Raw genomic sequence first — 25600 nt, 5'->3', positions numbered from 1 at the left:
TCTTGTGGGAAAATTCTGACAATAGCCGGTAGTCGGGAGGTCGACACCTATCAGCGCCCACAATTGCCGCCAATCACCGCCCCCGCAAACGCGCGCCGAACAAACCCGCTCGAATCGCCCAAAGACCCATTAACAGTCGCGGAGTGATCCAGCTCCGGATAAAAATGCCATTCAACCCGGTCCCCAACCTTGCACGCATCCCGCACCAACGCCTTCTGCCCCGGCACAAACACATCGCGGTCCTTGCCGCCGGTCCCCAAAAACAGCGGAATGTCGGTTTTCAACGAGGGATAAGCCGACGCCCGATTGACCCGATCCAGCGCCGCCTTGGGTGACCGCTTGAAGCTGTTGTTAAAGGTCAACCCGTGCGCCACCACCCGCTGCTCGATGGCATGCAGACACTCCTCCTGACTGGCTTTGAACGCTGGCAGCGCCTGCTCGGCCAAGTAATCGGCCGGCACAAAGGCGGGGTCCAGCAAACTGGCCGTGCTCAGCCGCAAGAGGTTATAGGCAAACGTGGGCACCACCGAGCGGCGGGCATTTTCAAGCTCCGGGTTTTGGCCTTGCGCATGCGCGGTGGCATACGGCGTCCCCGTCGCCACCACGCCCACAATATCCAGCTCCGGCGCATAGCCTTTGGCCGATACCGCCGTGGCAAACGCCGCCCGGCCGCCCTGGGACTGCCCGAATACCACCACGCGCCTGGACAGGTTGAAATCCGCGGCACCGACTGCACGAATACTGTCCAGCACGCCATAGGCCAGCGGCCGAGTGAGCCCGTAAGGGTGCAGGCCCGGCGTGCCCAACCCCTGATAATCGGTGGCCACAATCGCGTAGCCCTGGTCGAGCCAATAATTGAGGTAGCGCGTATCCCGTGGGCTGCGCTCGTTAAGCGACGGTGCACAACGGTCAGCACTGCCGACCGTGCCATGGGCCCAGGCCATCAGCGGCCAGCCACCCACTGGCGGTGTGCCCTTGGGCACGAACAGCGCACCGGACACCGCAATGGGTGTGGTGCCGTCGAGCCCATCAGTGGAGGTGTACAAAATCCGCAGGTTCTGCGCGGCCGAGGCGAGGCTTTGCTGCGGTGTGAGTGCTTCGCTGCGCAACAGTGTGCCCGGTGCAGACGGCGCAGGCTCGGCCCAGGTGTAGAACGTATCGCCGGCCTGGCTACTGCCCGCCACCAGTACACACCACAATGCACACCAGCGCATCAGGCATCACCACCCTTCTTTCAACATGCGCAATTCAAGGTACTGCAACAACATGATGGTTTTGCCATCCACAATCTCACCGCTCTGCACCATCGCCAGCGCCTGTTCAAAGCTGCGTTCCAGCACCTCGATGTCTTCGCCCTCCGCCTCCAGGCCACCCCCCGCGCCGACCTGATCCGCCGGCTGGTATTCGCCGATAAAGAAGTGAATCCGCTCGGTCACCGACCCCGGACTCATGAACGCCGAATAGATCTTTTCCACATGGCCCACGCGGTAGCCGGTCTCTTCTTCGGCTTCCAGGCGAATGCGCTCTTCGGGGCTGGCGTTATCCAGCAAACCGGCAGCGGTTTCGATCAAGTAACCCGGGTAATCATTGACGAAGGTGGGCATGCGAAACTGCCGAATCAGCAGCACCGTGCGCCGCTCACGGTTGTACAACAGGATGGTCGCCCCGTTGCCTCGGTCATACACTTCACGGGTCTGGGCTTGCCAAGTGCCATCCCGGCGGCGCAAGTCAAACGTGTATTTTTTCAAAAGGTACCAGTTGTCCGAGAGCGTCTCTTCGGCGGTGATGCGAACGGGGCTGCTGTGCATGGTCGGGCCTTTGCTCAAAGGAACAGGAGGATGTCGCGCCGGCCTTGTCAGCGTCAAGTTGGCGATGACCTCACTGGCTGTCGCGGATACGGCTACAATCGCGCCCCAAGAAGGATCTCTCTGCGCCGGGTTCAAGGAAATGATGCTGCACATCCCGACACTCCTGATAGTGGCCGTGTTCGTATTCTGCCTGATGGGCCTGCTCACGGCGCATGCCTGGAGCCGTGGCCGCGAGCCGACCCTGGGCTACCTGAGCATCATGCTGCTGCTCGCCTCCCTGGGCACGGGGCTGATCGTCGTGCGCGGCATGGGCATGGACTTCGTTGCGCTGATCATCGGCAACGTGGTGCTGTTGCTCAGCGCCGCGATGAACTGGACCGCCATGCGTGCCTTCGTGCAAAACACGCCCAGTGTGCCGGGCATCTTTGCCGGTGCCGGGCTGTGGCTATTGATGTGCCTGGTGCCGCCGTTCTATGCCTCGTTGTCGGCGCGGGTCACCTTGTATTCGCTGCTGGCGGCAGGGTATGGGGTGCTCTCGGCCCTGGAGCTGTGGCGCAAACGCGACAGCCTGGAAGTGGCCTATGTACCCGCGCTGGTACTGACCCTGTGGCACACCGGCTTCTATGCCATTCGCGCCTTTACCGACCCCGGCCTGCCCATCAAGAGCGCCCAGCAATCGGGCAGCGAAGGCGTTCCGTTTTTCTCGTTCATGTTGTTTGAGTCCATGCTGTACGCCATCGGCATCGCCTACGTCACGCTGGCGATGGTCAAGGAGCGCGCCGAGCTGCGCTTCAAGGCCGCCGCCTTCAGTGACGCGCTGACCGGTGTCGGCAACCGCCGCGCGTTTATGCTCACGGGTGACAAGCTGTTGGCCGACAGCGCCCGCCGCCGCCAGTGCGTGAGCCTGTTGCTGTGCGACCTGGACCACTTCAAACGCCTGAATGACACGTTCGGCCACCCGATGGGCGACCAGGCGTTGATCGCGTTCAGCCGGGTCACCGAGGCGACCTTGCGCAGCAGCGATGTGTTCGCGCGCATTGGCGGCGAAGAGTTCGCCTGCCTGCTTGCCGACAGCGATGAAGCCGGCGCGTTTGAAGTGGCCGAACGGATTCGCCAGGCGTTTGCCCAGCTCGACCTGCTGACCCCCGGTTTCCTGAGCGTCAGCATCGGCATCGTCACCACCGATGCGGCAGGCTACGACCTTTCACACTTGCTTTCCCAGGCCGACCAGAGGCTGTACCAGGCCAAGTCACGCGGGCGCAATCGGGTTCAGGGGATGGCGACAGCCTGAGGCGATTGCTTGATACGCGGCCATGCGGCGGCGACTTCATCGGCGCTGCCCGCCGTGATTCGCGCAAGATCGCACGGGTAATCCACCCCGGCGTTATCGGCGCCACTCATCACTGATCACTAGCCGGGCGCCGCCCGCTGCCAACGCCCGTGCATAGCTGAGACCCAGCCCGCGCGCGCCACCGGTGATGATGGCCGTTTTAGCGGTGAAATTCCTGTGCGTACGCGCCTGTTCGGCCGCCGCCCCTAACAACCCGCGCCCCCGCTGTTCAATGCGGTAACACTTTGCAAGCAAACCTCTGGGTCGACTGTCGAATTAATTCCTGCGGCCTTGCACCATCTGGTAAAACGCGTGCTTCGCCTTTGTCCTGGAACCTTCATGCCATCTCGTTTGCTGTCTCGCCTGGGCCTGCGCTGGTTTCCCCTGCTGTGCATGGCCATTGTGATCATCGGTCTGCCGGTGGGCTGCGCGGTGCTGCAACACAAGGAACGCGAGCTGGTGTTTCGCATCGAGCCGGGCACCGCCGGTTGGTACACCGGCCTGCCCAAGGCCGTACAGGAATTCGATATCAAGCCCGCCAGTTTCAAACCTGGGCAGAACCTTCACGGCTGGTGGTACCCGGCGGACAACAAAGATGCGCCGGCGATCCTCTACCTGCACGGCGTGCGCTGGAACCTCACCGGGCAATTGTTTCGCATTGAGCAATTGCACGCGCTGGGCTTCTCGGTGCTGGCCATCGACTACCGTGGTTTTGGCCAAAGCCACGGTGACTTGCCTTCGGAAACCACCGTGTATGAAGACGCGCGCATTGCCTGGGAGCGCTTTCAGGTGTTGCAGCCCGACCCCGACAAACGCCTGATCTACGGGCACTCACTGGGCGGTGCGGTCGCCATCGACCTGGCCGCGCAGTTGAGTCAACACACCCCGGTTCCCGTGCGTGGGCTGGTCATCGAGTCCACTTTCACGTCACTCGGGGACGCGGCCGCCGCCGTGGCCAATACCTCGCTGCCGGTGCGCTGGTTGCTGTCGCAGAAGTTCGACTCCATCGACAAGATTGCCGACGTGCACATGCCCCTGCTGGTTGTGCATGGCCTCGCCGACCAGTACGTGCCACCGCGTTTCAGCCAACAATTGTTTGACGCCGCCCAGGGACCCAAGCGGTTATTGCTGGTGCCCGGCGCCACCCATAACAACAGCATGAGCCTGGCCGGCCGCAGTTATGGCCAGGCGCTGGACAACCTGATGCGATCAAGGGGGCCGGCGCAGGTCGTCACGCATTCCACAGGCCGTGGTGACGACTCATAAAAGTGCTTTTCGGCACTGGGTTCGCGCTTGGCTGTCAAGCGCCAACCCTGCCCATACTGGCCCGCGCCGAAAGTTGATCAAATATTAACCGAGGGTTAAATCGCCAACCCTGCCGGGCCTTCGCAAAGTTATCCACAGAGATACCCACGGTTTTCGTGGACAACTCTTTTTACTTTTTTACGATTTTTTTGCTCAATAAACGCCGGTGGGAAAAGAACCCGGCAGCAAAATCTCGCGATTCACATCGCGTATATCGTTATAGCCGCACAGCGCCATCGACACATCCAACTCACGGGCGATGATGTCAAGGGCCTTGGTCACGCCCGCCTCGCCCATCGCCCCCAACCCATACAAATGCGCGCGGCCGATCAGGGTGCCTTTTGCGCCCAATGCCATGGCTTTAAGTACGTCCTGGCCAGAGCGAATGCCGCCGTCGAGCCACACTTCAATCTGATTACCCACCGCCTCGACAATCGCCGGTAACTGGCTGATGCTCGACGGCGCCCCATCCAACTGACGGCCACCGTGGTTACTCACCACCAACGCATCCGCGCCGGAATTGGCCGCCAGGCGCGCGTCTTCCACATCAAGGATGCCCTTGATGATCAGCTTGCCGCCCCAGCATTTCTTGATCCACTCCACATCATCCCAACTCAGGCGCGGGTCAAATTGCTGGGCAGTCCACGACGACAGCGAACTCATGTCCGCCACGCCTTTTACATGCCCGACAATATTGCCGAAGCCGCGACGCTGGGTGCCGAGCATGCCCATCACCCAACGCGGTTTGGTCATCATATTGAGAATATTCGGCAGGGTCAGTTTGGGTGGCGCCGACAGACCGTTGATCAAGTCCTTGTGGCGCTGCCCGAGAATCTGCAAGTCGAGGGTCAACACCAGGGCGTCCACCCCGGCGGCCTTGGCACGCTCGATCAACTGTTCGATAAACCCGCGATCACGCATCACATACAGTTGGAACCAAAACGGCTGGCCGACGTGTTCGGCAATGTCTTCCAACGAGCAGATGCTCATGGTCGACAAGGTATAACGCAGGCCGAACGCAGCGGCGGCGCGGGCGGTCAGGATTTCGCCATCGGCATGCTGCATGCCCGCCAGGCCGGTGGGTGCGAGGGCGACAGGCATGGCCATGTTCTGGCCGATCAGGGTGGCGCGGATCGAGCGCTCATCGATATTGCGCGCCACCCGCTGGCGGAATTTGATGCGGGCAAAATCGCTTTCATTCGCCCGGTAGGTACTTTCAGTCCAGGAGCCGGAATCGGCGTAATCGTAAAACATCCGGGGGACACGTTTTTGCGCCAGTTTGCGTAAGTCTTCGATGGTTGTGATCAACGACATCTGGGTCACCTCTCCCTGAACTGAGCGCAGAGAGTAACCGCCCATCGGCTGCGCAACCAGCCATTGCGTTTACTTCGACAGATGATTAACCTCGCACAAACCCGCAAAAAGAAGCACAAACATGCACAACACTCACCACGCCATCGACCTGCCTTCTTTGCGCAAACAAAAGATCCTGTTGCTGCTGGAGCGCGACGGTAAAGTCACCGCGTCAGAGCTGGTTGAACACTTTGCCGTGTCCCAGGACACCATTCGCCGCGACCTCGGTGAACTCGCCGCCGCCGGCTTGTTGCAACGCGTGCACGGCGGTGCCCTGCCCCGGCCCAAAGACACCGGCAAGGACTTCTTCACCCGCGTCGGCGAAACCAACGAGGTCAAACGCCACCTTGCGCAGCTGGCGGCCGAGCGTGTCGAGGATGGCCAGATCGTGCTGTTCGATTCCGGCTCCACCACGCTGCAGATTGCCCAGTCGTTACCGCGCTCGATCCACCTGACCGTGGTCACGCCGTCGCCGATGATCGCCATCGCCCTGGCGGATCATCCCGAGGTAAAAGTGATCCTCGCCGGTGGCCAGCTCAACCCCGCCACCTTGTCCACCGGCGGCCAGGATGCTGTGCGCCTGATCCAGAGCATCAAGGCCGACCTGCTGTTTACCGGCGTGTGCGCGTTGCATCCACAGGTCGGTATCACCTCGCTGCATTTCGATGAAGTGGCGGTCAAACAGGCCTTGCTCGACAGCGCATCCCATGTCGTGGCCGTAACCATGGCCGATAAGCTCGGCGCGGTGGAACCCTTTGTGGTCGGGCCGTGCAACCGAATCCATACACTCATCACGGAGTGGCATGTGCCGAGTGTCGAGGCGTATGAGCAGTTAGGCTTGGAAGTGCTGCGCGTGGAAGTCGAGTAGCCACAACCCATCGGTCACTGCGTGGCCGCTGGCGGTGTTATCGAAGATGCACCAGGTGGGAATGCCGGACGCGACCGCCTGGTTCAACTGTCGCGCGAACGCTTGCACCCGTTGCGGGCCGTAGGCGCTGTGGTAGATACGCGGCGAACCGTGCAGGCGCCAATAGCCCAAGCCCTGCCAACCCGCGCCCGCGTCGATCACCGCAGGGTCGGCGACCACGCGAGCAACCCGCCAATCCACCAACAACGCTTGCGCCTCACGCCATGTGGCATGACGCGGTTCGAGCACCACAGCACCGGCAAAGCGCTCGCGCAATGCACTGAAAAAACCCGCCGCTACAACCGGTTCATAACGCAGCGAAGGCGGTAGTTGAACCAGCAGGCAGCCAAGCTTTTCGCCCAGATGCAGGCACTGCCCGAGGAACTCATCCAGCGCCGTCTCGCAGTGCTGCAAACGCAGTGTATGGGTGATGCGCTTGGGCAGCTTGACCGAGAACCGGAACCCCGGCGGCACCGATTCTGCCCAGCGCTGGTAAGTCCTGGGCAGGTGCGGACGGTAAAACGAGCTGTTGATTTCCACCGCATTGAAACGCGCGGCATAACGCTGCAAATGCGTGCCCTGCTCGGCAAAATCCGGCCAGCGTTCACGGGGCAAACGCCAGCCGGCACACCCCACAGACAGCAGTGCCGTCAAAACAGCACCGTGGCCGCGTCGCGCATGAAAATCTCGATAGTCTTGGGCCCGACCCCATCGAATTCGCCCAGGCGCTTTTCAAAGGCCTGCCGGTCCTCGCTGGCACTGCGGATTTGGCTGATCTTGCCGGCGTACTCGGCGTTCAATTTGGCGCTGAGGTCGAGCAAGCGCTGCGCCGTGGTTTCGTCGTAACGCACGTAATGGGCGCGCCCGAGCATGCTCACCAATTCACGCGAGGTGCAGTGCTGCAACTTGCGCGCAGTGTCACGGCCCTGCTCTTCCACAATCACCTTGTAAGCCTGCGCCGCAATGGGCGCCTGGATACGCTTGCCCATCAGGAAGCTGGCAATGAACCATCTGAACAGGCTGGCGTCATCCCCGGGCTTGAGCTCGATGCCCAGTTCAGACGCGGTAATCGACCGAGCCATGCTCAGTGACCCAGCTTGCGCTCAGCCTTGGCGGCTTGCTCGTTGATGGCATCGGTCTGGCGCTCGATGTCCTTGATCGAGGTGGGCGTCAGCACCTTGTCCACGGTTTCGGTATGCGGGTTCGCACGCTCCAGCGTCTGCCCCTTGGCCGGTTTTTCGGTGCCTTTCTGCGCGTCTTCCGAGCTGATGGGCGATGGGGTTTTATCGACGGTGTTGTGATCGGTCACGGTGTATCTCCAGGCAGTTGAAGGCCCACCTGAATCAGCAGGCACTTATGCAGCAGAGCCCTGCGAATGGGGTTAGTTCAAGGAAATTGCCGTGCAGTGCCACCGGCGAAATAACTGCGAATTAATTTAAACCTTTTGCACCAGCACTCGCTCAACCAACAGGTACGGCATCACGCCATTATCGATTTCAAGGAGCTTCACCATGACTACGCTGCTGATCAAACAAATGGGCCTGACCGTTGTGCTGGTTGCGGGTTCGATCACCACGGCCATGGCCGCTACGTCCAACAGTTTTGTCGACGACGCCGCCCAAGGCGGTATCACCGAGGTCGAAGCCGGCAAGCTGGCGCTGGAAAAAAGCAGCGCGAGCGACGTGAAGACCTTCGCCCAACACATGGTCACCGACCACACCAAAGCCAACCAGGCACTGGCGGCACTGGCGAAGAAGCTCGACATCGAAGTCCCTGATGACGCCGCGCTGACCGACCGAGCCAAGAAGGCCATCCTGGAACTGCGCGACGAATCGTTCGACAAGGCCTATGCCAACAACCAAGTGGCGGCCCACGAAAAAACCGTCGAACTGTTCAAGAAAGAAGCCGCCTCTTCGGACAACGCCGAGTTGAAGGCCTTCGCCACCAAGACCCTGCCAACCCTTGAAGCCCACCTGAAAATGGCCAAGGAACTGCAAGCCAATCACGCCCACTGATCCGTCCCTGACTAAGGAGCCCAACCATGCGTTCGCAACTCAACGGCAAGCACATCCTCATCATCACCTCTAACACCGGTATCGAGCGCGATGAGTTGCTCAAGCCGCTGCAAGCCCTGCGCGCCTACGGCGCGACCGTCACGCACGCCTCAAGCAAAGGCGGCACGACGCAGACCTTCGTCGGCGACACCGAGAAGGATCAAACCGTGGAATCCGACGTGCAACTCTCGGCGGTCGTCAGCAGCGACTTTGACGCGCTGGTCATCCCTGGCGGCACCGTCAATGCCGATACCCTGCGTCAGGATGCGGCTGCGTTGAAACTGATCAACGACTTCGTCAAGGCCGGCAAAACCATCGCAGCGATCTGTCACGGCCCCTGGACGCTGATTGACGCCGGGGTGATCAAGGGCAAGACCTTGACCTCCTACAAGAGCGTACGCATCGACCTTGAAAATGCCGGCGCTGCCGGCTGGGTCGACGCCGAAGTCAAAGCGTGCACCGCCAATGGCTGGACCTTGATTACCTCGCGCACACCGGATGACTTGCCGGCGTTCAACGAGGCGATTGCCAAGACCGTGGCAGGTTAACCCCAGCCCTGGAACGCAAACAGGCGCCCCATGGGCGCCTGTTTTCAGTCCGGTTCAGCTTCAGTTTTTACGCACTTCAGGCATCTCGCGTTTCGGCCCGAACATCGCCCAGGCGATCAGCCCGAACAGCGGCACGAAGATCAGAATGATCAACCACAACCCTTTGGTCTCCCAGCCACCGGTGCTGCGCAGAACGACGTTGATCGCCCACAATTCCAGGACCAGCAGAACCACTGCCAAAATGATCCAGATATATTCTAATTGCATGAGTCACCTCCTGAGGTCTATGCGTTAGGTCAAGCAGATGGCGTCAGGGTTCCATCTGATTTTCCGCCAACACTCACGCCCAATCATTGCGGCGCATCCTGAGCAACCTTCTAGACTCAACCTCAGTTACCGCTTTTGCGTTGGATTACGGAGGTTCAGGATGACCGAGCACGTTATTCACTTTCACTGCCAGATCGACCAGGGCACCAGCGAACGCTTTCGCGACTGTTGCCTGGATGCAATTGACGAAGGCGCCAGTTCCCTGCTGCTGAACCTTTCGACCACCGGTGGCAGCAGCAATTTCGGCTTTACCCTCTACACCTTCCTCAAGGCGCTGCCGGTGCCGTTGTGCGCGATTAACGCGGGCAATATCGAATCCATGGGCATCATCATGTTCCTGGCGGCCAACCGTCGCATCACCACACCGCACTCACGTTTTTTGATCCACCCGATGAATTGGCATTTCAGCCAAAGCTCGGTGGACCACCAGCGCCTGCGCGAGTACCTGTCGAGCCTGGATAACGATTTGGCGCGCTATGTGAAAATCTATGAGTTGGAGACCCTCCAGGCCGACACCCAGCTGGATATTTTCAAATGCCTGTCGGCCGAGGAAAAAGTCATCGCCGCCCATGAATCACTGGCTTACGGGATCGCTCATGAGGTCAAGCAGGTGGTGTTTGCCGAAGACACCAAGCATTGGAAAGTCAGCGGCGGGTAACCACCGCTCGTCGCAGGCTCGCGAACTTTTTCAAACTTTGATTGGCACGGCGCATTCCCAATTAAGCCACACCATGGAATGGATTCACTCATTGATGAGGCATTGGGAAATGGCTACCAACGGAAACACCCCGCCAGGTGCAGGCGGCAGCCAGCCTTGACTGATAGACCACCGGCGCCCGGGAGTTGCCGGGCTTCGGCCTGATCAAGGAGACAGCGTCATGCGTACTGCCCAAAGGATTTTGCTTATCGTCGGTTTGACTGCCGTGCTGGCAAGCCCAGCCTTCGCCGCCTTTGGCGATAACGTCGCCCCGGCCAACGCGCTGAACAGCGACAGTGCCGCCGGTTCCGCACTGCCTCCTGGCACTTACCCCAGCAGCCCGGCGGACAGTAGCCGTGGCGGCGACAGCGGCAAGAAAGCCACCCGCGACAGTGAAAAGCGCCCGCCCACGCCAGCCAATGGCAACCAGCCCTCCCCGGACAAGCACAAACGCGCTCACGGCAAACAACGCTCAGGCCAATGAAGGCTCGTCCGTCACGCCCGGCGCTCGAAAAACAGCGTGCCGCTGCGCCTCTGCGCCCCTTACATCAGCGGGATGCTGTAGCTGACGATCAGCCGCGTTTCATCCTTGTCGGCCGTGTCATTACCGCGCAGCACCGCACTGCGCCACGTCAGGCCAAGCCCCTTGAAGGTGCCGGTGGGAATCACGTAGTCGACGCGCACATCGCGCTCCCACTCACGGTTGTCCCCACGCGCCGCACGGATGTTGCTGCCGTGGATATACGTCACGCTCGACCGCAGGCCCGGTATACCAAGGCCGGTGAAGTCATAGGCGTAACTGCCCACCGTGGCCTGCTCCCCGGCATTGATGAACTTCAGTGATTGCGCATTGGTGATCAGGTACAGCGAACGGCCCTGCCCCTGGTTGATATGAGGAAAATCACTTGCGCCAGTGGTCTTCTGATACCCCAGGCTCACGGCATGCCCGGACAGCGCATAGGTAAACAACGCACTCCACAGGCGGTTGTCGACCTTGCCCGAATTGACACCCGCCCCGTAATACCCCGAGCTGACATAGCCTTCGCCTCGCCCGCTGGCACGGGCGTTCTTGCCGTCGGCGGTGCTGTAGAAATAACGCAGGTCGGTCTTCAATTGCCCTACCGGCAACTGCCAGTTGTGCACCAGGCCGACAAAATGCTGCTGGTAAAAATTTTCCAGACTGGCGTAGTAGTACTGCACTTGCAGCGGCTTGCTGACGGTGTAATCCACCCCGCCGTAGTAGAACTGATGGCTGAACGCGCCTTTGACCGGGTCGTTGGCACCGCCAATGGACATGCCCTGGCTGTTGCTGGAGTTGCGGTCCAGCACCTGCTCGATTTTACCGGCGACCAGGTTGACGTCCTTGAGGTCCTTGGAGTCCACCTGATAGCCACGAAACGTCTGCGGTAACAGGCGGCCGTCTTCGGACATCAGCACGGGCATCTTGGGCAGCAAGGTGCCGACTTTCAGTTGGGTCTGGGACAGGCGCACCTTGCCGGTGGCGCCGACCTTGCTGAAGTCGTTCGCGGCCTTGCCATCGGACAGCGGGAATACGCTGCCGGGGGTAGTGTCCTCACCGGCCTTGCCGGCGCGCCCGGAGGCGTCCAGACGCAGGCCATACAGGGCTTGCAGGTCCAGGCCGAGGCCGACCGGCCCTTGGGTAAAACCCGACTGGTAGTTGAACATGAACGCCTGGCCCCATTCTTTATCCGAGGCGGCTTTGGTGTTACGCGTGTCCTGGTTGTAATAGAAGTTGCGCAGGTCGAGGTTGGCTTTGCTGTCATCGATAAAACCCGACGCAGCCGCCTGCTGCGCGACGCCGAGGGAAACGGCGAGCGCCAGGCAAGTGGTGTGATTCATGAAGGCTCCGAGAAGTCATTGAGGCAACCCCGTCACAGCCCAACCCTGTTCTGTGTAAGCCGGGTGGTGCTGCTATCGACGGGTGCGCGCACGGTATAGCGTTGGGCTGCCGGGAAACAGCCGCTAAAACCGCCAATCACTGTTTCAGTTTTCGTAACAATCCAATGCCTTGGGTAACCACGACGGGGCGAACCCTGGGTTGATCACGTGTTGTCGAAGCGCTCCCGCGCCTGGCGAAACCCTTCACCGTTTTCCACCACCCAGGTCCACAGCGGAATCATGTGCACCAGCAGTTCAGTCCCCAGGGCCGAGAGCGCGTATTCGACCCTGGGCGGCACTTCCTGAAAATCATGACGCAGCACCAGGCCGTCCCGTTCCAGCTGGCGCAACGTGCGCGTCAGCATGCGCTGGGTGACCCCCTGCAGGCGGCGGCCGATCTCGGCGTGGCGCAAGCGTCCGGATACGCCCAATACATGCACGATACCCAATGACCAGCGGTTGCCCGCATGGGTCAACACCTCACGCTTGAGGCCATCATCGTCAGCGCTCAGGGCATCGCACGCCTCTTGCGAGCGGCGGATGATCTCGTCGTTATCCATAGGGGGCTCTCGGTATCACGGGTGTGCCTTCTTATGCGCGGCAATTAATTCTGCAAGCATGCCACGACTTTCATCACCGACGGAGAACCCTATGACTGCCTCTTCCATGCTGGTACTCGGTGCCGGCGAATTGGGCATGGCCGTGCTGCGCGAGTTGGTTGTATTGGCCGCGCCGCATAACACACGCATCGCGGTGTTACTGCGCCCCGCCAGCCTGCAATCGGCTGCGGCGCAGACCTTGCGCGAGCAGGGTGTCGAGGTGTTGGCCGGCGATCTGCAGAACGACAGCCAAAGCACCCTCGCCGCGCTCTTTTCGGGCTTCGCCACGGTTATCTGCTGCACCGGTTTCGCCGCCGGCCCCGGCACACAAACCAAACTCGCACGGGCCGCCATCGAAGGTGGCGTGCAACGTTATATACCGTGGCAGTTCGGCGTGGATTACGACGTGATCGGGCGCGGCAGCCCGCAGGATACGTTCGATGAACAGCTGGACGTACGCGACCTGTTGCGCGGGCAACAAGCCACCCATTGGCTGATCATCTCCACGGGCATGTTCACCAGCTTTCTGTTTGAACCGTCGTTCGGCGTGGTCGACCTGACGCAACACCGCATGCACGCCCTGGGCGACTGGGACACTGCGGTCACCGTGACCACGCCGCAAGACATCGGCAGGTTGACCGCACGCATCGTGTTTGCCGAACCCGCGCTCGGTAACCAAGTGGTGTACACCGCAGGCGATACCCTGACTTATCGGCAACTGGCCGACACCGTCGATGCCGTGCTCGGTATCACGCTCAAGCGCGCGTGCTGGTCAGTGCCAACGTTGCTCGCGCAGCTGGCAAGAACCCCGGACGACAACCTGCAGAAGTACCGCGCAGTATTTGCCCAGGGCAACGGCGTGGCCTGGGACCCCGCCGTGACCTTCAACGCTCAGCAGCAGATCGCCGTGACCAGCGTCGCGCAGTGGGTTCGCCTTAACCTCACGGCACCGACAACCAGCCGCTGAAGCCCTCTTTTTGCGTCAGCGGGCACCAGGCAAAATCGCCGGTCGGGGCCGGCAGTCGCTGCTGTTCGACGCCGACCACCGCCGCGCCCTTCCAATCGAAAACCGTTGAATCGCGCCAGGCGAGGACCACGCCCTGGGCCTGGCTTTGATCGGTATTGATCCAGCGTGCTGCCGCTGCCGCCATGAACGCCTCGATGGGCTCGTCGTCGATCTGCACTCGATACGACGACGTGAGCAGCCAGCGGCAGACATTCAGGTGATAGGTCCAATCCTGCGGTGTCTGGTTGCGGTAGGCCCAGGTCATGAAGCTGCGAAACAGGTTCAAGCCCTCCGGCGGATCAAGCTTGAGCAGTGCCGGGCAGATATCGAACAAGGTGTGCCAATGCGGCAACAGGCGTGCATCCAAATGCACGAAGCAGCGGGAATTGCTGGGGTATTCGGGCCGCAACGGCTCGGCGCGCAAGCGCCGGGACGCGTTGCTGACCAGGCGGCTGGCGCCGGCAGGCAATAGATGGTTCATGGAACGCACTCACAGTCGTGACGATAGAACGCCTCCTGATCACAGGAAGCCCAAGGCACACGTCAGAATGCGGGGGAAGCGCGCGGGTTGGCCGAGGGCCAGGCGTAGCGCGGCGGGGCTTTGTTGCGGCGCTCGTGGGCCGGGCGCGGGGTTTGCTTGAGGCTCAGCAACCAGGCCAGGCCGATGAGGAACACGATAGCCACGGTCACGGCAGCGCACACCGGGCAGGCAAAGTAGTTCGAGATGTTGCTGGAGGCCGGGATACCTGACCCTTGGTCGGAAACTGGCGCCTGGCTACCGTCCACCGAACAGAACGCCCCGCCGATGCCATTGAGCTGCTGGCCCAACATTTGCCCATGCCCCAAACCGCAGGCGAACACGTTCATCAGCACGCAAAAGTACAGGGCCCAGGCGATCAGCGAACGGTCAGGGTGGCTCAATTTCATGGCGGCGACTTTACCATCGAAGCCGCAAAGGGATGAAGCACCACGCGCCCCTGTGGCAGAACGTCGCAGATTCCGCCGACTGGCCAGGGTTGGTAGACTGGGCGCCCTCCTCGTTTCTACCTTTCAAAGCCTGGCTTTCGCAGCCTGATGTGTAGATCCAGAGCAATGCAGGCGTTTCACAGGATGCACAGTTGATGAGTACGTTATTCACCCGCCGCAAAGTGCTGACCGGTATGGGCCTGCTGGGCCTCGGCAGTTTGCTGGGCGGTTGTGACTACAGTCCCAAGCTGAACTTCAAGTACGGCAAGGACCTCAGTGACAAGATCATGGGCCGCACCTTCAAGCTCAAGAACACTGATGGCGAAACCGTCACCCTGAGCTCGTTCCGTGGCCTCATGCCCGTGGTGTTCTTCGGTTTCACCCAGTGCCCGGCCGTGTGCCCGACGACCCTGGCCCGCGCCGCCCAGGCCAAGAAGCTGATGGGCCGCGACGGCGAGATCATGCAAGTGGTGTTTATCACCCTCGACCCCGAGCGCGACACACCGGAACTGCTCGACCGCTACGTCAAGGCCTTCGACCCCAGCTTCGAAGCGCTGTACGGCACCCCGGAAGAAATCGCCGTGGCCGCCAAGGAATTCGGGATCTTTTATGAAAAGATCCCCGCCGGTGACACCTACACCCTGTCCCACACGTCCACCAGTTTCGTCTTCGACACCCGCGGCAATCTGCGCCTGGGCCTGTCGGCATCCCTTACCGCTAAAGAGTGCGCAGAAGACCTGCTCACCGTCATGGAGGTCTGCTAATGACTGCCGTTCAACACCTCAAGCGCATCACCTTCGGCCTGACCCTGCTGGGCCTCGCGGCGCACGCCAGCGCCCAGGTACACGTGAGCGACGCGTGGGTCCGCGCGACCGTGGCGGGCCAACCGTCCAGCGGCGCGTTCATGACCCTCACCGCCGACAGCGACAGCCAATTGCTCAGCGTTGCGTCACCGGTGGCCAAGGACGTGCAGATCCATGAAATGAGCATGAAAGACGACGTGATGCGCATGGGCCCGGTGAAGTCGGTCGCCCTGCCCGCCGGCAAAGCAGTCAAGCTCGACCCGGACGGTTACCACGTAATGCTGATGGGCCTGACCGGCCAGATCAAGGAAGGCGACCAGGTGCCGCTGACCCTGACCGTGGAAAACGCCAAGGGCGAGAAACAGTCGATTGAAGTGAAAGCGCCGGCCCGCGCCTTGAATGACATGGGCGACATGGGCGGCATGGACCACAGCAAGATGCATTGAGCCGCACCCGTCAGCACACGCCCGGCACCGCGCCTGGGCCCTGAATGATTAGCTCAACAGCGAATTTGCGTACGCCGCAAATTCGCTTTTTTGTGGGCGCTGGGTGGGGTGTTTCGCCAGGGGTGAGGCTCAATCCACAATAAACAGCTTCGCCCCCGTGCGGGTGGAGGAGCGATGCCCTTCCATGTCGTTGCCCACCTGGTAACTCATCCCGGCCGTCAGCGTGAACTGGCGGCCATCCTCCAACTCGGTGTGTAACTCGCCCTCAAGGCACAGCAGGACGTGCCCGCGCCAACACCAGTGGTCGGCCAGGTAGCCGGGGGTGTACTCGACCATGCGCACACGGGTGGTGCCAAACTGGCAAGTGCGCCACACCGCATTGCCGGTAACGCCGGGATGCGTCACGGGGTCGAGGCTGGACCAGTCGGTGATGCCAAACGGGACGGCGGTCAGTTCCATGGTGGGCTCGCAGATCAGTGAACGGGGCCCAACACTATCCACCCGGCAGACGCTGGGGTAGACACAGATCGCGCGCTTTTGCGCGATACAGGCGCCCGTGCTTGTTATCCTGCCCGCCCTGCTCTCATGGACGCGTGCTTATGCAGATCGACCCCGCTTTCATCCTTGCTGAAACCGAGCACTGGTTGCTCAACCATCACCTGGCCTCAAAACTGCCGGGTTATCTGATGCTCGGCGCCAAAGCCCCCATCGACAGCCTCGCCGACATGCCCGAGGCCGCACTCGCGGAGCTGGGGGGCTTACTGGCTCGCACTCAACGGGTGATGGAGGCACAGCTGCGGCCGAAATGGCTGTATATCAGCCGCTATGGGCATATGCCGGGCTTTCCACTGCATTTTCATTTCATCCCGGTGTATGACTGGGTGGAGCAGGCGTTTTGGCGGGATCAGCGGTATCGGGTGCTACAGGGTTTTGGCGCACAGGAACAGGCGTTTACCGATGGGGCGGAGTTGACGTTGTTTGTGTGGCGCGAGTTTGGCGAGAGCCTGACGCCGCCAATGATTCAGGGGGCTTCGGTCGAGCAGGTGATTGAGCGGCTGCGTGCGGCCTTCAGCGCCGCGTGAAGAGCAAGTGTGGGAGCTGCCGAGCTTTAGCGAGGCTGCGATAGCGGTGTATCAGGCGACACCTATTTTGACAGTGCCACCGCCATCGCAGCCTCGCCGGGGCTCGATAGCTCCCACAGGGTTCGGCGGTGTTCGTTACACCGCCGACAGCCGCTTTACCATCGGGATGCACGCCAAGGTTAACCCCGACGGCGAGTGATACACCGCCTGCTCATTGCCCACATACCCGCACGCTCGGTAAAAGCTCGCCGCGTTCAACGTGGCGTCCAGCACCACCTGTTCAATCGCTGATGCCCGCGCGAGCTTTTCCAAGTGCTCCAGCATGTGTTTGCCGTACCCACGGCCGGTGAACGCCGGCAGTACAAACAGCGCTCCCACTTCATTGTTGTCGAGGTCGAGCATGCCGGTGGCGACCGGTTCACCCTGTACCCAGCCCAGGTAAAACGGTTTGCCCATCAGCACGCTGTAGCCGTCCTCAGCGCTGCCTCGCGTCCACAGCGCCATTTGCTCAGCGGTGTAGGCGCCGATGCATTGGCTGCGAATGGCTTCGCGGCGGATGTGAAACGCAGCGTTGGCGTCATCAGGGGTGGCCCGTTTGATCTCGAGCATTGCGTGGTCCTTTCATGCGTTTTCATGGCCCTCGCGGGTGAATGAATAACGGTCGATATCCGTTCGTAGCGTCCAGCCCTGGCCTTGCCAATACTGAGCCGCGTGGGTGTTGGTCTTGAACACGTCGAGGTGGCATTTGTGGATGCCCTGCTGCTCCAGCGCGGTGAGGCAACGCTCGACCAGCGTTTGCGCGATGCCCTGACGGCGAAAGCCCGGCAGCACCAGCAAGTGCTGCAAATACCCGCGCCGCCCATCATGGCCGCACATCACACAGCCGATCAACCGGCCTGCGGCTTCGGCGACAAAACTCATCTGCGGGTTACGCGCCAGATAACGCTGCGTGGCCTCGCGGCCGTCGGCATCGCGCAGGGAAATGCCGGGGGTGTTTTGCATCAGTTCGAGCACAGCGTCGTAGTCGGTTGGGGTCATGACGCGGATCGTAGGCATGGCATGAAACCTTGTGGGAGCGGGCTTGCCCGCGATGGCGGTGGGTCAGGGTAAAAACGGTAAAACGGGGTCAGACCACCCTAATTTTTAGTGCCAAAGCGCGCACGCCTTGGGTAAGACGCTCAATGCGAAAAATAACTCTAAAGGGCTGGCAATAAGCCTGCTCTGCTTTTTCCATACATTCGAGTTTATGAAGAATTGTTTAGGTTGCGCTCGCAGGCCGTGGCTACGCGAGATTCTTCCTTGGGCAAGCGTTTTTTGAACGAGTGAATTTAATGTCGAAGAATCAGGGTTTTAGAAATCAGCGCGGCACTGAAACAGCACTCAGCGTTGGTTTTTTTATTAGCCCCCTATCATTTTTTCCTAGCGTTCTATTCCAAAAAGGTCTTTGGTCGACAAATTCGGCGCATGTTTTATTTCGCGCAGATGTAACAAGTTGTTTCATTTTTTTGCCGTTTTTCGGTACCGACAAGGGGGGCTTTCTGTCGGCGAACAGGTGAGTGCCGTTCGTTACGACGCGGTGGGTTAAGCCTGGGACATTGATGATTTTGCGTGTGCCTGTTCGGCGCACTGCAAACAAGGGATTTGTACAATTATCGAGGCTCGAACCCATGAATCATGTGATCAATTCCATACTGGAAAATGCATCAACTCGCCCGTCACTGCGCCATACCAACCCCGCGTTACTGCATGACGTTCTATGGCGAGCACTGGAGCACGCACTCAAGGCCAACACAGATGACGCTTCCCAAACCCCGCACACCCGAGCCTGCCTGAGGATCTACGCCGAAATCGATACGCTGTCGTATCTGGACAAGGCTGATGCGAAATTGGCGGCGGCGTTGGGCAAGGCGTTCTTCGAGTCCCGCTCCAGCAAAGACGTCGAGGCGTTCTGGAAGTTGTTGCTGATCAAGCAGCTGCTGTTCGAATTGTCAGTCAGAAGCGTGGCGACCCAGATTGCTTCGCAAGCCAGCCTGCCCCGTCAGTTGCTCACGCTCGACTCGCAGTTGATGGCGGCGCCGGCCGGGGTAAATATCAGCCTGGGGCTGCTGTGCAAAGAGACCGACCAGCTCAAGCATTCCGTCGTGCTGGCCTTGCAGAAACTGGCGCAGCACGTCGAAGACCGTGGTCTCAAAAAGCCCCACGTCACTGCGCAGCTGTTGCTGGAGTTGTACAACGCCGTGTGGTCGGGCAGTAATGGCACCGATATCGAGTCGCAGATTTTTTACGCCGACAGTGTGTATGACGCGCTGCCCGACGTGCATCACGCCCTGGGCCTGGCGACGCAGGAAAAATGGCTGAGCTTGTTTACCTGGTTATACGGCGACAAGGATGGCCGCCCCTATGACACCAACCAGCACACCGAAACCCTGGTCGTGGCGCTGGAAACCGCGCTGCGCAACCGCTACATCGCTGATATCGACAGCCTGATCAAGGCCGGTGGCGCACAGCATCGCCTGGAAGAGATTCGGGCACGCCTGGGCAAGGATCACCCCGCGCATTTCGAGCAGCCCGCTGAGCTGATCGAGGCACTGGGCAGCATCCGTTTTACCCAGCCGGCGGCCATCGACCGCCTGCTGCTGCGGGTGCATGCGTTTGGCTTTCACTACCTGGATATCGAGTTTCGTGAAAACGCCGAGATGTTCGCCAGCGTGGTCGATGAAATTCTGTCCAGCCAATGGCTGGAATCCATCGGCCTGGGCCAGGGCCTGCACTATCGCGAGCTGGATGAACGTGCGCGTCAAGCTGCGCTTGAGGTCGCGCTGGAAGGCGAGGCGGCCCAGACACCCGCGGCCCTGTGGCAAGGATATCTGCAACGCACCACGCCGATTTATACCAGGAAAGCCCAGCAATACGCCGGCCAGGATTACATTGCGCTGATGGAGCAGGACCCGAGCTATATCCGCATGCACGATGCGCGCAATGCGATCGAGCGGTTTGAAATGCTCGACCGTTATCGCGACAGGATGAAAATCCACGGGATCGCCGAGTACACCTCAGCCCTCAGCACGCTGGAGGTGCTGTTCTTGATGAAGGCGGCCCAAGTGCGCGACGGGATCGACATCGCCCTGCAACCCGAAGACCTCGCCGGTGCCGAGCGCACGCTTGCCACGGTGCATGAGGTGTACGAAAACCCGGTGTACCGCCAGCACCTGGCAACACGCGGCAACCGCCAATACATCACGTTTGGCCCCAGCGACACGGGCAAGCAAGGCGGCAAGGCCATGCACAAACTGAATATGGCGATTGCCAACCAGCACAAGTCGATTGCGGCCCGCTACGGCATCGAAGTGGTCGTCCACGTCATCATGGGTGGCGAACACGCGCGGTGTAACGGGGTGATCGCCGAGACCTTGCAGGAGTTCGGTGCGCTGGAGGGTCCGGAAACCCGGTTCATGCTGGCCGGGTGCGCAGAGATGCGCGCTCATCTGCTGACCCGCAACCAGTCCGTCAACTTTCTCAGCCAGTTGTACCGTATGCACGCCGAGCCCCAGCCACAACCGTCCGAGGCAGTCATCGCCGACAGAATTCAACGTTGGGGGGACGTGGTGCGCCGCTACCAGGCGACGTTCTTCGAGCACCCGGCACTGCCCGCTCTGCTGCGCGACCTGGCGCGATTTGACGTGGTCAGGGCCACCGCCAAGGGCACCCGGCCGCCTTCGCGTATCTTCAACATCAAGGTGTTCGAGTCGCGCCCCGATGCCATTCGTGCGATTCCCTGGACCCGCGCCTTGCTGGCCGGTGGGTTGCACAGCGAACTGATCGGCGTCGGGCAGTTCGCGCAAGAGCCGGCCACGCAGTTGGCGAAGGCCTTCAACGAGGATGAGAGCTTTCACACCTACGTCAAAGGCATGGCCTACGCCATTGCGCGAACCGACCTCAAATGCGCCTGGCTGACCTTGACCGGCAGCATCCCGGAAAAGGCCCACATCCTGGCGCTGGCGCAAGCCTTGAAGACCGAAGCCGTCGGCACGGCCGAGCAACTGCTTGCCAGCCTGCACCTGGAAGTCATTGAAGGTAAGCGCTTTGTCCACAAAGCCACCACCGGCACCGAGCCGGCGGACCCGTGGAAAATCAAGGAAAGCAGCTTGCTCAATCTGTGGCCGAGCCTCAAGGCAGAGGTCTACCGCAAGGAAAAGAACCTGCGAATCTATCGGTTGTTTCTTATCTACGCCAAGCGCAATCCCGAGTTCATCCAGTGTTCATCGCTGAATGATTTCTACAGCGGGTTCCTCGCGGCCGTGAGTACCGACGCGGGCCTGGTCGATCCCGCAAGCGCGCACCATTTCACCTGGTGATTAACCCCGATACCCAGGGCAACCTGGGTATCGGCAGGCGCTACCCTCCAAGAGGAACAACTGTATGGCATTTACCACCCTGATAGTCGATGCCCCCGGGCCGCCGTTACTGTTTGAGGAAGTCGATCGCTTTCTTGAGCTGGGCCTGGTCGTCACCCTCAACCTGCACTACTTCGCCGACAAAGACCGCATCCGGCAGCACTACGCCACGCGCATTCACTATGCCGAGATCAACTGCCATGACGAGCCTGCCTTTATTGCCGCGGTGACTCAGGCCGGGGGGTATAGCGTGTTCAAGACGCGCCTGAACATCCCCTTCGGCGCCAGCCTGATCCGCGCCGCCACCTCGCCCGCGCTGGCCACACCCCTGCGCGCCATTGCGCAGGCCGGCACCGGGGTTAACCATATTGATCGGCTGGCGTGCGAGCAGTGTGGCGTGGCGATACTCAACACGCCAGGTTCCAACGCGGCCGCTGTTGCCGAATACGTCGTGGCCCAGGCGCTGTTTCTGTCGCGCGACCTGGATGACTACAACACCGCAACGCACAGCGGCCATTGGGCAAAAGGCAGCTTGGCACCTGCCCGCGAATACGCCGAACTGACGCTTGGGCTGGTGGGCACCGGCAGCATTGCCCGGCAGGTGGCGCGCAAAGCTGCGGCGCTGGGCATCAAGGTGATCGCCACCGGGTCCGAGCGGTTTACCGAACCGGTGGCGCGCAGCCTTGAGCTTGAACGACGAGCAAGCCTGGAACAGTTACTGGCCGAGGCGGACCTCGTCTCGATCCACGTACCGCTCACCCCGCAGACCCGCAGCTTGTTCGGCACTGCCGAGTTCCAGCAGATGCGCCAGGGTTCAATCCTCATCAATACCGCTCGCGGCGGGATCGTCGACGAGCACCAGTTGGCAGCCTTCATGCGCCAGTTTCCCAGGCATATCAAGGCGGTCGCCATCGATACCTTTGCCCTGGAAAAAGACCGGTTCGACTCGCCACTGACCGGCATTCCCAACGCGCAACTGACGCCACACATCGCCGGCAATACCACCACGGCAATCAGGACGGCGTCGCGCCAGATCGTCGACAAGATCCACGCATTCAGTGCTGCCGCCAGCGCGCGTTAACCTACCGGACACAAGGAAGGCCACATCATGCAGACCTCTATTTTTTCTCGTCTCAACGCCCTGAGTTGCACCGACCTCAGCGATGCGATGGACCGCCTGAAAATCGTTTGCCAGTGCACCGACATCATGCCTCTGGACCGCTCGTTCAACCTCACAGGCAAAGCCTGGACCCTGCGCTACGGCCCTATTGGCCTGGACGGCGGCTCGGTGGGTGACTACATCGACGACCTTGAGGCCGGCCAAGTGGTAGTGATCGACAACCAGGCGCGGCTCGACACCACCGTGTGGGGCGATTTACTGACCTCCACCGCCGCCCGCAAGCAGTTGGCCGGGACGGTGATTGACGGTATCTGCCGCGATGTCGACCGTGCGCTGGCGCTTAACTACCCGATCTTTGCCCGGGGTAACTGGATGCGCACCGGCAAGGATCGTGTGCGAGTCGAAGCGATCCAGGCGCCCGTTACGCTGGGCGGCGTACGAGTACAGCCCGACGATTGGTTGCGCGGCGACGGTGATGGCCTGGTAGTGATTCCGGCCGGTTCACTGAGCGAAGTGCTGGCGGTGGCCGAAGAAATCCACCAGGCCGAAGCGCATATTCGTGCGGCTATCGAGGCGGGCGTTCCTTTACGCAAAGCCCGCGCCGATTACGGCTACCACGCCTTGCAGACCCCGCGCCGCTGACGGGCCGACGACTGAAGCCGCAGCGGGTGCGGCTTCAGTTGATGCCGGTGCTGTTTATGCTCAGCGTAATCAGCCACAACGCCCTCAACCTGTAAGGCGCGGCCCTGTGGATCATCACCTTGGTACAGACCTTCGCGTATTGCTGGATTCCAACCGCCAAAAGCCGCGCGGTGATCTCCATCCTCGTACTCGCCGCCTGCGCGATTGCAGCCGTGTTCGCCGGCAAAGACTTCATCGGCCACTTCGTCGACATGGTGCTGGCATATGCAGTGGGGATTGCGGTGCAGATTGCGTTTATGAACACGCCGCTGTATGTGGAGCCGATTTCCGAACGCATTAACGGGGCGGATTTGTCTTGGGTGGTGGGGTTGGTGGTGACGTCGCCGTTGTATTTTTGGTTGGCGAGTCGGGGTAGTGCTTAAAAGCGACGGATGGATAGGGGAAGTTGGTGGGTGGGGTTTGAGTGAACCGAATGTAGTGTCTTGAGAGTGATGGGTGGAACCATCCATATCGTGGCTTTGCGGCTGGGGTGTGGGTGGTTTTTTTGTTTTGGAGCTAGGCTGCGGGAGCGCTCGGTGCGAGTAATCTTTTTCGGCTATGGCAACAGCTCGCAAATTGTCTACCTGTAACTTATGGCCAAGAAGATTGCAGTGGTGCAACGCACGCCTGGAGATGCACCAAACAATAGTTTAGACGTCTTAATCAAGATGGTGACTCTGTCGAAATCATTACTTACTAGTAGGTTAATTACAACACTGCAAAAATAGCCACCAGCAGGTCGCTATCTCACTACCTCAATTAAAACCAACCAACCCTTTTTTGAAAATCATTGCCCTACGATGTGATTGAATCTACATAGGTATGACTTCTACCGGCAATGAGATATCATACCTATAGAAAACCATACTTCGCCAAAGGAACTGCATGAAAAATAAATCCTTCAAAATCAGAACTGGGGTACACATTAAAACCCAGCTAAATTCAATAACCACCGCCATTCCAAAAATAAATATCAACAGCTTCCTAATGAAGTTATGGGACAGATTTAACGATTCCCTTGGGAATGTTGGATGTGTGCATTACTATAGACCCACGCCGAATCCAGAAATTTATGAATACAGAATACATTGGTCTGACACAAACTTATCTTTCGAGGCTGAACTGCACTTTTTCAATCATACAGCAAAAGGAATAATAGAGATCGATTTTGGAGCAATAGATAATAACTCCCAACAAAAGGACACCCTCGTCGAGCAGAAAATCAAAAAGGCTATTACAGATGTTCTTATGATGGATCTCACAGAGAGCCATTCCATACAAGCTTATATTTGCGTGCCATTTCAAACCAAAAAAAAACTAGCTGGGAATTACCATTTAGCTGAATCCGACCTATTAATAACAAAGGTGGATGATGAGGAAGGCTGTACAGGTCATCTATTCTTCCCAATAGTATCAACTAACACTTCAGACCTCATTAGAGAGGTTGAAGACAAAGCCATAAAAATCTGTACAAGACTTACTACAATTACTCAAAATCTATTTATCGCAAAGCTTGATCTTCCACGTGGAAAATTTACGGCAGCTGAGTTCTGCAGCATAGTTTCGAGATACCCCTCTTGCGATATATTTATTGACGACTCAGGCTTTTTAAAATTTAAAAACATAGCACCTAACACACCTATCACCAATGAAATAATCGAAGCTAGCGACTGCATAATAAATTCGCATATAGCGCTGCCGAAACAAGCCGATTTTATTATGCAAAAAATCTCAACCAAAGACGATCTCCAACAATCCTGCGCACGATTTGCAGAAGGGCTATACTTAAGAGATCTTATTAATCTTCAACAGCTACCTCTGCAGTCAATTTCGTACGAACTTATTGCATACACGGCAACCATTGAAGCCTTACTTGACTCAGAAAAAACCACCAACGAAATCAAGTGCCCAAATTGCGACACCACCCTATTGAAAGAGGAATGGAAAATCAGCGAAAAATATAAGTCTTTCATAGTCAAACTATGCATTGACGATTATTTATACAAAAAATATTTTCGCCCTTTATACGAAGACAGATCTAAATTCGTTCATACGGGTAAAGACCTATACGACTTCACAGCCAGAAGGCAAGGTCGCCCAGCACTGTTACTTGGGAAAAGGATAGCCACTAGCAGCCCAGAATATTACGATAATATTCACGACCTTACCGGCTGGCTGCTAAGAAAGCACCTATACATTAGCGCCTCTTGTGAAAAATCTGAGCGTTAATACAAAATTTTCAAATCCTACTCGCATTCAATCATAGCGAGCTTTT

General features: G+C 59.4%; 29 protein-coding genes and 2 pseudogenes. 16 read left to right on the top strand and 15 right to left on the bottom strand.

Features of this window, described 5'->3' with window-relative positions:
* Window positions 1-50 precede the first annotated feature (50 nt).
* Both A7D21_RS18655 and A7D21_RS18650 read right to left on the bottom strand, forming a co-directional pair.
* The gene (locus A7D21_RS18655) at window positions 51-1214 is read right to left on the bottom strand and encodes an alpha/beta fold hydrolase (protein WP_141718242.1); all 1164 of its coding nucleotides are present in this window, start codon (window positions 1212-1214) and stop codon (window positions 51-53) included.
* 6 nt (window positions 1215-1220) lie between these two features.
* Window positions 1221-1808, bottom strand: coding sequence for an NUDIX domain-containing protein (locus A7D21_RS18650; RefSeq protein ID WP_053255640.1), 588 nt, complete (start codon window positions 1806-1808; stop codon window positions 1221-1223).
* 139 nt (window positions 1809-1947) lie between these two features.
* Here A7D21_RS18650 and A7D21_RS18645 point away from each other — a divergent pair, with 139 nt between their 5' ends.
* A complete protein-coding gene (locus tag A7D21_RS18645; RefSeq protein ID WP_053255639.1) occupies window positions 1948-3099 on the top strand; it encodes a diguanylate cyclase in 1152 nt (383 codons plus the stop codon).
* Window positions 3100-3185: 86 nt separating this feature from the next.
* On the opposite strand, the pseudogene A7D21_RS36640 reads toward A7D21_RS18645, so the two are convergent.
* Window positions 3186-3351, bottom strand: a pseudogene (locus tag A7D21_RS36640) (SDR family NAD(P)-dependent oxidoreductase); the annotation flags it as partial.
* Window positions 3352-3477: 126 nt separating this feature from the next.
* Between A7D21_RS36640 and A7D21_RS18640 the strand changes: the two are divergent.
* Entirely contained in the window at window positions 3478-4404 is a 927-nt protein-coding gene (locus A7D21_RS18640) for an alpha/beta hydrolase (protein WP_053255637.1), read from the top strand.
* Window positions 4405-4596: 192 nt separating this feature from the next.
* Here A7D21_RS18640 and A7D21_RS18635 read toward each other — a convergent pair whose 3' ends face one another.
* Window positions 4597-5757 carry an alpha-hydroxy acid oxidase gene (locus A7D21_RS18635; RefSeq protein ID WP_069552328.1) on the bottom strand — a complete coding sequence of 387 codons (1161 nt, stop codon included), beginning with the start codon at window positions 5755-5757 and terminating at the stop codon, window positions 4597-4599.
* A 121-nt stretch (window positions 5758-5878) separates the two neighbouring features.
* Here A7D21_RS18635 and A7D21_RS18630 point away from each other — a divergent pair, with 121 nt between their 5' ends.
* The gene (locus A7D21_RS18630; protein ID WP_069552327.1) at window positions 5879-6664 is read left to right on the top strand and encodes a DeoR/GlpR family DNA-binding transcription regulator; all 786 of its coding nucleotides are present in this window, start codon (window positions 5879-5881) and stop codon (window positions 6662-6664) included.
* Here A7D21_RS18630 and A7D21_RS18625 read toward each other — a convergent pair.
* The 3 genes from A7D21_RS18625 to A7D21_RS18615 are packed head-to-tail and all read right to left on the bottom strand — an operon-like array spanning window position 6629 to window position 8012.
* A complete protein-coding gene (locus tag A7D21_RS18625) occupies window positions 6629-7357 on the bottom strand; it encodes a DUF72 domain-containing protein (RefSeq protein WP_141718241.1) in 729 nt (242 codons plus the stop codon). The two genes, A7D21_RS18630 and A7D21_RS18625, sit on opposite strands and share 36 nt — an antisense overlap.
* On the bottom strand, window positions 7354-7785 hold the full coding sequence (locus tag A7D21_RS18620) for a hypothetical protein (RefSeq protein ID WP_053255634.1): 432 nt from the start codon (window positions 7783-7785) through the stop codon (window positions 7354-7356). Before A7D21_RS18620 ends, A7D21_RS18625 begins: the two co-directional genes overlap by 4 nt.
* Window positions 7786-7787: 2 nt before the next feature.
* Window positions 7788-8012: a hypothetical protein gene (locus A7D21_RS18615; protein WP_053255633.1), complete on the bottom strand. Its 225-nt coding sequence runs from the start codon at window positions 8010-8012 to the stop codon at window positions 7788-7790.
* Between the two features lie 202 nt (window positions 8013-8214).
* Between A7D21_RS18615 and A7D21_RS18610 the strand changes: the two genes are divergently transcribed.
* Together A7D21_RS18610 and A7D21_RS18605 are read left to right on the top strand one after the other, a co-directional pair.
* On the top strand, window positions 8215-8718 hold the full coding sequence (locus A7D21_RS18610; RefSeq protein WP_069552326.1) for a DUF4142 domain-containing protein: 504 nt from the start codon (window positions 8215-8217) through the stop codon (window positions 8716-8718).
* 26 nt (window positions 8719-8744) lie between these two features.
* On the top strand, window positions 8745-9305 hold the full coding sequence (locus A7D21_RS18605; RefSeq protein WP_053255631.1) for a type 1 glutamine amidotransferase domain-containing protein: 561 nt from the start codon (window positions 8745-8747) through the stop codon (window positions 9303-9305).
* Between the two features lie 60 nt (window positions 9306-9365).
* Here the strand turns inward: A7D21_RS18605 and A7D21_RS18600 are convergent, their stop codons facing one another.
* The gene (locus A7D21_RS18600) at window positions 9366-9572 is read right to left on the bottom strand and encodes a hypothetical protein (protein ID WP_053255630.1); all 207 of its coding nucleotides are present in this window, start codon (window positions 9570-9572) and stop codon (window positions 9366-9368) included.
* 160 nt (window positions 9573-9732) lie between these two features.
* On the opposite strand from A7D21_RS18600, the gene A7D21_RS18595 reads away from it, so the two are divergent.
* Both A7D21_RS18595 and A7D21_RS18590 read left to right on the top strand, forming a co-directional pair.
* Window positions 9733-10290 carry an ATP-dependent Clp protease proteolytic subunit gene (locus tag A7D21_RS18595; RefSeq protein WP_069552325.1) on the top strand — a complete coding sequence of 186 codons (558 nt, stop codon included), beginning with the start codon at window positions 9733-9735 and terminating at the stop codon, window positions 10288-10290.
* A gap of 220 nt (window positions 10291-10510) precedes the next feature.
* Window positions 10511-10813: a hypothetical protein gene (locus tag A7D21_RS18590; protein ID WP_069552324.1), complete on the top strand. Its 303-nt coding sequence runs from the start codon at window positions 10511-10513 to the stop codon at window positions 10811-10813.
* 59 nt (window positions 10814-10872) lie between these two features.
* Here A7D21_RS18590 and A7D21_RS18585 read toward each other — a convergent pair whose 3' ends face one another.
* Both A7D21_RS18585 and A7D21_RS18580 read right to left on the bottom strand, forming a co-directional pair.
* The gene (locus A7D21_RS18585; RefSeq protein WP_069552323.1) at window positions 10873-12189 is read right to left on the bottom strand and encodes an OprD family porin; all 1317 of its coding nucleotides are present in this window, start codon (window positions 12187-12189) and stop codon (window positions 10873-10875) included.
* A gap of 203 nt (window positions 12190-12392) precedes the next feature.
* Window positions 12393-12788 (bottom strand): helix-turn-helix domain-containing protein, encoded by a 396-nt coding sequence (locus tag A7D21_RS18580; RefSeq protein WP_053255626.1) that lies wholly within the window; start codon window positions 12786-12788, stop codon window positions 12393-12395.
* 91 nt (window positions 12789-12879) lie between these two features.
* On the opposite strand from A7D21_RS18580, the gene A7D21_RS18575 reads away from it, so the two are divergent.
* Window positions 12880-13794, top strand: a complete 915-nt coding sequence (locus A7D21_RS18575; protein WP_069552322.1) for an aromatic alcohol reductase — start codon at window positions 12880-12882, stop codon at window positions 13792-13794.
* Here A7D21_RS18575 and A7D21_RS18570 read toward each other — a convergent pair.
* Complete coding sequence (locus A7D21_RS18570) at window positions 13769-14314, bottom strand: putative natural product biosynthesis protein (RefSeq protein WP_069552321.1); 546 nt, start codon at window positions 14312-14314, stop codon at window positions 13769-13771. The two genes, A7D21_RS18575 and A7D21_RS18570, sit on opposite strands and share 26 nt — an antisense overlap.
* 62 nt (window positions 14315-14376) lie before the next feature.
* A complete protein-coding gene (locus A7D21_RS18565; protein WP_053255623.1) occupies window positions 14377-14760 on the bottom strand; it encodes a DUF2946 domain-containing protein in 384 nt (127 codons plus the stop codon).
* Between the two features lie 194 nt (window positions 14761-14954).
* On the opposite strand from A7D21_RS18565, the gene A7D21_RS18560 reads away from it, so the two are divergent.
* Complete coding sequence (locus tag A7D21_RS18560) at window positions 14955-15563, top strand: SCO family protein (RefSeq protein WP_053255622.1); 609 nt, start codon at window positions 14955-14957, stop codon at window positions 15561-15563.
* Complete coding sequence (locus A7D21_RS18555; RefSeq protein ID WP_053255621.1) at window positions 15563-16048, top strand: copper chaperone PCu(A)C; 486 nt, start codon at window positions 15563-15565, stop codon at window positions 16046-16048. Before A7D21_RS18560 ends, A7D21_RS18555 begins: the two co-directional genes overlap by 1 nt.
* Window positions 16049-16177: 129 nt before the next feature.
* On the opposite strand, the gene A7D21_RS18550 is transcribed toward A7D21_RS18555, so the two are convergent.
* A complete protein-coding gene (locus tag A7D21_RS18550) occupies window positions 16178-16507 on the bottom strand; it encodes a DHCW motif cupin fold protein (protein ID WP_053255620.1) in 330 nt (109 codons plus the stop codon).
* 140 nt (window positions 16508-16647) lie between these two features.
* On the opposite strand from A7D21_RS18550, the gene A7D21_RS18545 reads away from it, so the two are divergent.
* Window positions 16648-17130 (top strand): HIT family protein, encoded by a 483-nt coding sequence (locus A7D21_RS18545; RefSeq protein WP_069552320.1) that lies wholly within the window; start codon window positions 16648-16650, stop codon window positions 17128-17130.
* A gap of 135 nt (window positions 17131-17265) precedes the next feature.
* Here A7D21_RS18545 and A7D21_RS18540 read toward each other — a convergent pair whose 3' ends face one another.
* Window positions 17266-17739, bottom strand: coding sequence for a GNAT family N-acetyltransferase (locus A7D21_RS18540; RefSeq protein WP_069552319.1), 474 nt, complete (start codon window positions 17737-17739; stop codon window positions 17266-17268).
* Window positions 17740-17751: 12 nt separating this feature from the next.
* On the bottom strand, window positions 17752-18186 hold the full coding sequence (locus tag A7D21_RS18535) for a GNAT family N-acetyltransferase (RefSeq protein ID WP_053255617.1): 435 nt from the start codon (window positions 18184-18186) through the stop codon (window positions 17752-17754).
* A gap of 611 nt (window positions 18187-18797) precedes the next feature.
* Between A7D21_RS18535 and A7D21_RS18530 the strand changes: the two genes are divergently transcribed.
* The 5 genes and pseudogenes from A7D21_RS18530 (at window position 18798) to A7D21_RS18510 (ending at window position 25554) form a co-directional block, all read left to right on the top strand.
* Complete coding sequence (locus A7D21_RS18530) at window positions 18798-21485, top strand: phosphoenolpyruvate carboxylase (RefSeq protein WP_069552318.1); 2688 nt, start codon at window positions 18798-18800, stop codon at window positions 21483-21485.
* A gap of 64 nt (window positions 21486-21549) precedes the next feature.
* Window positions 21550-22605, top strand: coding sequence for a D-isomer specific 2-hydroxyacid dehydrogenase family protein (locus A7D21_RS18525; RefSeq protein WP_069552317.1), 1056 nt, complete (start codon window positions 21550-21552; stop codon window positions 22603-22605).
* 27 nt (window positions 22606-22632) lie between these two features.
* Entirely contained in the window at window positions 22633-23286 is a 654-nt protein-coding gene (locus A7D21_RS18520; RefSeq protein WP_069552316.1) for an RraA family protein, read from the top strand.
* Between the two features lie 38 nt (window positions 23287-23324).
* A pseudogene (locus A7D21_RS18515) lies at window positions 23325-23708 on the top strand (cytosine permease); the annotation flags it as partial.
* Window positions 23709-24210: 502 nt separating this feature from the next.
* Window positions 24211-25554 carry a hypothetical protein gene (locus tag A7D21_RS18510; RefSeq protein WP_069552314.1) on the top strand — a complete coding sequence of 448 codons (1344 nt, stop codon included), beginning with the start codon at window positions 24211-24213 and terminating at the stop codon, window positions 25552-25554.
* Window positions 25555-25600 lie beyond the last annotated feature (46 nt).

The organism is Pseudomonas sp. AP19 (genome assembly GCF_001728855.1).
GTDB lineage: Bacteria > Pseudomonadota > Gammaproteobacteria > Pseudomonadales > Pseudomonadaceae > Aquipseudomonas > Aquipseudomonas fluorescens.
Note: the sequence above shows the minus strand (reverse complement) of the source record. Positions and strands in the feature narration are given on the sequence as shown.

Excerpts from the sequence above, each read along its gene's own strand:
- A7D21_RS18650 (WP_053255640.1), bottom strand. The coding sequence starts at position 1,808 with ATGCACAGCAGCCCCGTTCGCATCACCGCCGAAGAGACGCTCTCGGAC.
- A7D21_RS18525 (WP_069552317.1), top strand. The coding sequence starts at position 21,550 with ATGGCATTTACCACCCTGATAGTCGATGCCCCCGGGCCGCCGTTACTG.
- A7D21_RS18645 (WP_053255639.1), top strand. The coding sequence starts at position 1,948 with ATGATGCTGCACATCCCGACACTCCTGATAGTGGCCGTGTTCGTATTC.
- A7D21_RS18535 (WP_053255617.1), bottom strand. The coding sequence starts at position 18,186 with ATGCCTACGATCCGCGTCATGACCCCAACCGACTACGACGCTGTGCTC.
- A7D21_RS18530 (WP_069552318.1), top strand. The coding sequence starts at position 18,798 with ATGAATCATGTGATCAATTCCATACTGGAAAATGCATCAACTCGCCCG.
- A7D21_RS18590 (WP_069552324.1), top strand. The coding sequence starts at position 10,511 with ATGCGTACTGCCCAAAGGATTTTGCTTATCGTCGGTTTGACTGCCGTG.
- A7D21_RS18510 (WP_069552314.1), top strand. The coding sequence starts at position 24,211 with ATGAAAAATAAATCCTTCAAAATCAGAACTGGGGTACACATTAAAACC.
- A7D21_RS18640 (WP_053255637.1), top strand. The coding sequence starts at position 3,478 with ATGCCATCTCGTTTGCTGTCTCGCCTGGGCCTGCGCTGGTTTCCCCTG.
- A7D21_RS18610 (WP_069552326.1), top strand. The coding sequence starts at position 8,215 with ATGACTACGCTGCTGATCAAACAAATGGGCCTGACCGTTGTGCTGGTT.
- A7D21_RS18575 (WP_069552322.1), top strand. The coding sequence starts at position 12,880 with ATGACTGCCTCTTCCATGCTGGTACTCGGTGCCGGCGAATTGGGCATG.
- A7D21_RS18580 (WP_053255626.1), bottom strand. The coding sequence starts at position 12,788 with ATGGATAACGACGAGATCATCCGCCGCTCGCAAGAGGCGTGCGATGCC.
- A7D21_RS18635 (WP_069552328.1), bottom strand. The coding sequence starts at position 5,757 with ATGTCGTTGATCACAACCATCGAAGACTTACGCAAACTGGCGCAAAAA.
- A7D21_RS18570 (WP_069552321.1), bottom strand. The coding sequence starts at position 14,314 with ATGAACCATCTATTGCCTGCCGGCGCCAGCCGCCTGGTCAGCAACGCG.
- A7D21_RS18560 (WP_053255622.1), top strand. The coding sequence starts at position 14,955 with ATGAGTACGTTATTCACCCGCCGCAAAGTGCTGACCGGTATGGGCCTG.
- A7D21_RS18620 (WP_053255634.1), bottom strand. The coding sequence starts at position 7,785 with ATGGCTCGGTCGATTACCGCGTCTGAACTGGGCATCGAGCTCAAGCCC.
- A7D21_RS18600 (WP_053255630.1), bottom strand. The coding sequence starts at position 9,572 with ATGCAATTAGAATATATCTGGATCATTTTGGCAGTGGTTCTGCTGGTC.
- A7D21_RS18595 (WP_069552325.1), top strand. The coding sequence starts at position 9,733 with ATGACCGAGCACGTTATTCACTTTCACTGCCAGATCGACCAGGGCACC.
- A7D21_RS18655 (WP_141718242.1), bottom strand. The coding sequence starts at position 1,214 with ATGCGCTGGTGTGCATTGTGGTGTGTACTGGTGGCGGGCAGTAGCCAG.
- A7D21_RS18545 (WP_069552320.1), top strand. The coding sequence starts at position 16,648 with ATGCAGATCGACCCCGCTTTCATCCTTGCTGAAACCGAGCACTGGTTG.
- A7D21_RS18550 (WP_053255620.1), bottom strand. The coding sequence starts at position 16,507 with ATGGAACTGACCGCCGTCCCGTTTGGCATCACCGACTGGTCCAGCCTC.
- A7D21_RS18540 (WP_069552319.1), bottom strand. The coding sequence starts at position 17,739 with ATGCTCGAGATCAAACGGGCCACCCCTGATGACGCCAACGCTGCGTTT.
- A7D21_RS18630 (WP_069552327.1), top strand. The coding sequence starts at position 5,879 with ATGCACAACACTCACCACGCCATCGACCTGCCTTCTTTGCGCAAACAA.
- A7D21_RS18520 (WP_069552316.1), top strand. The coding sequence starts at position 22,633 with ATGCAGACCTCTATTTTTTCTCGTCTCAACGCCCTGAGTTGCACCGAC.
- A7D21_RS18555 (WP_053255621.1), top strand. The coding sequence starts at position 15,563 with ATGACTGCCGTTCAACACCTCAAGCGCATCACCTTCGGCCTGACCCTG.
- A7D21_RS18605 (WP_053255631.1), top strand. The coding sequence starts at position 8,745 with ATGCGTTCGCAACTCAACGGCAAGCACATCCTCATCATCACCTCTAAC.
- A7D21_RS18585 (WP_069552323.1), bottom strand. The coding sequence starts at position 12,189 with ATGAATCACACCACTTGCCTGGCGCTCGCCGTTTCCCTCGGCGTCGCG.
- A7D21_RS18565 (WP_053255623.1), bottom strand. The coding sequence starts at position 14,760 with ATGAAATTGAGCCACCCTGACCGTTCGCTGATCGCCTGGGCCCTGTAC.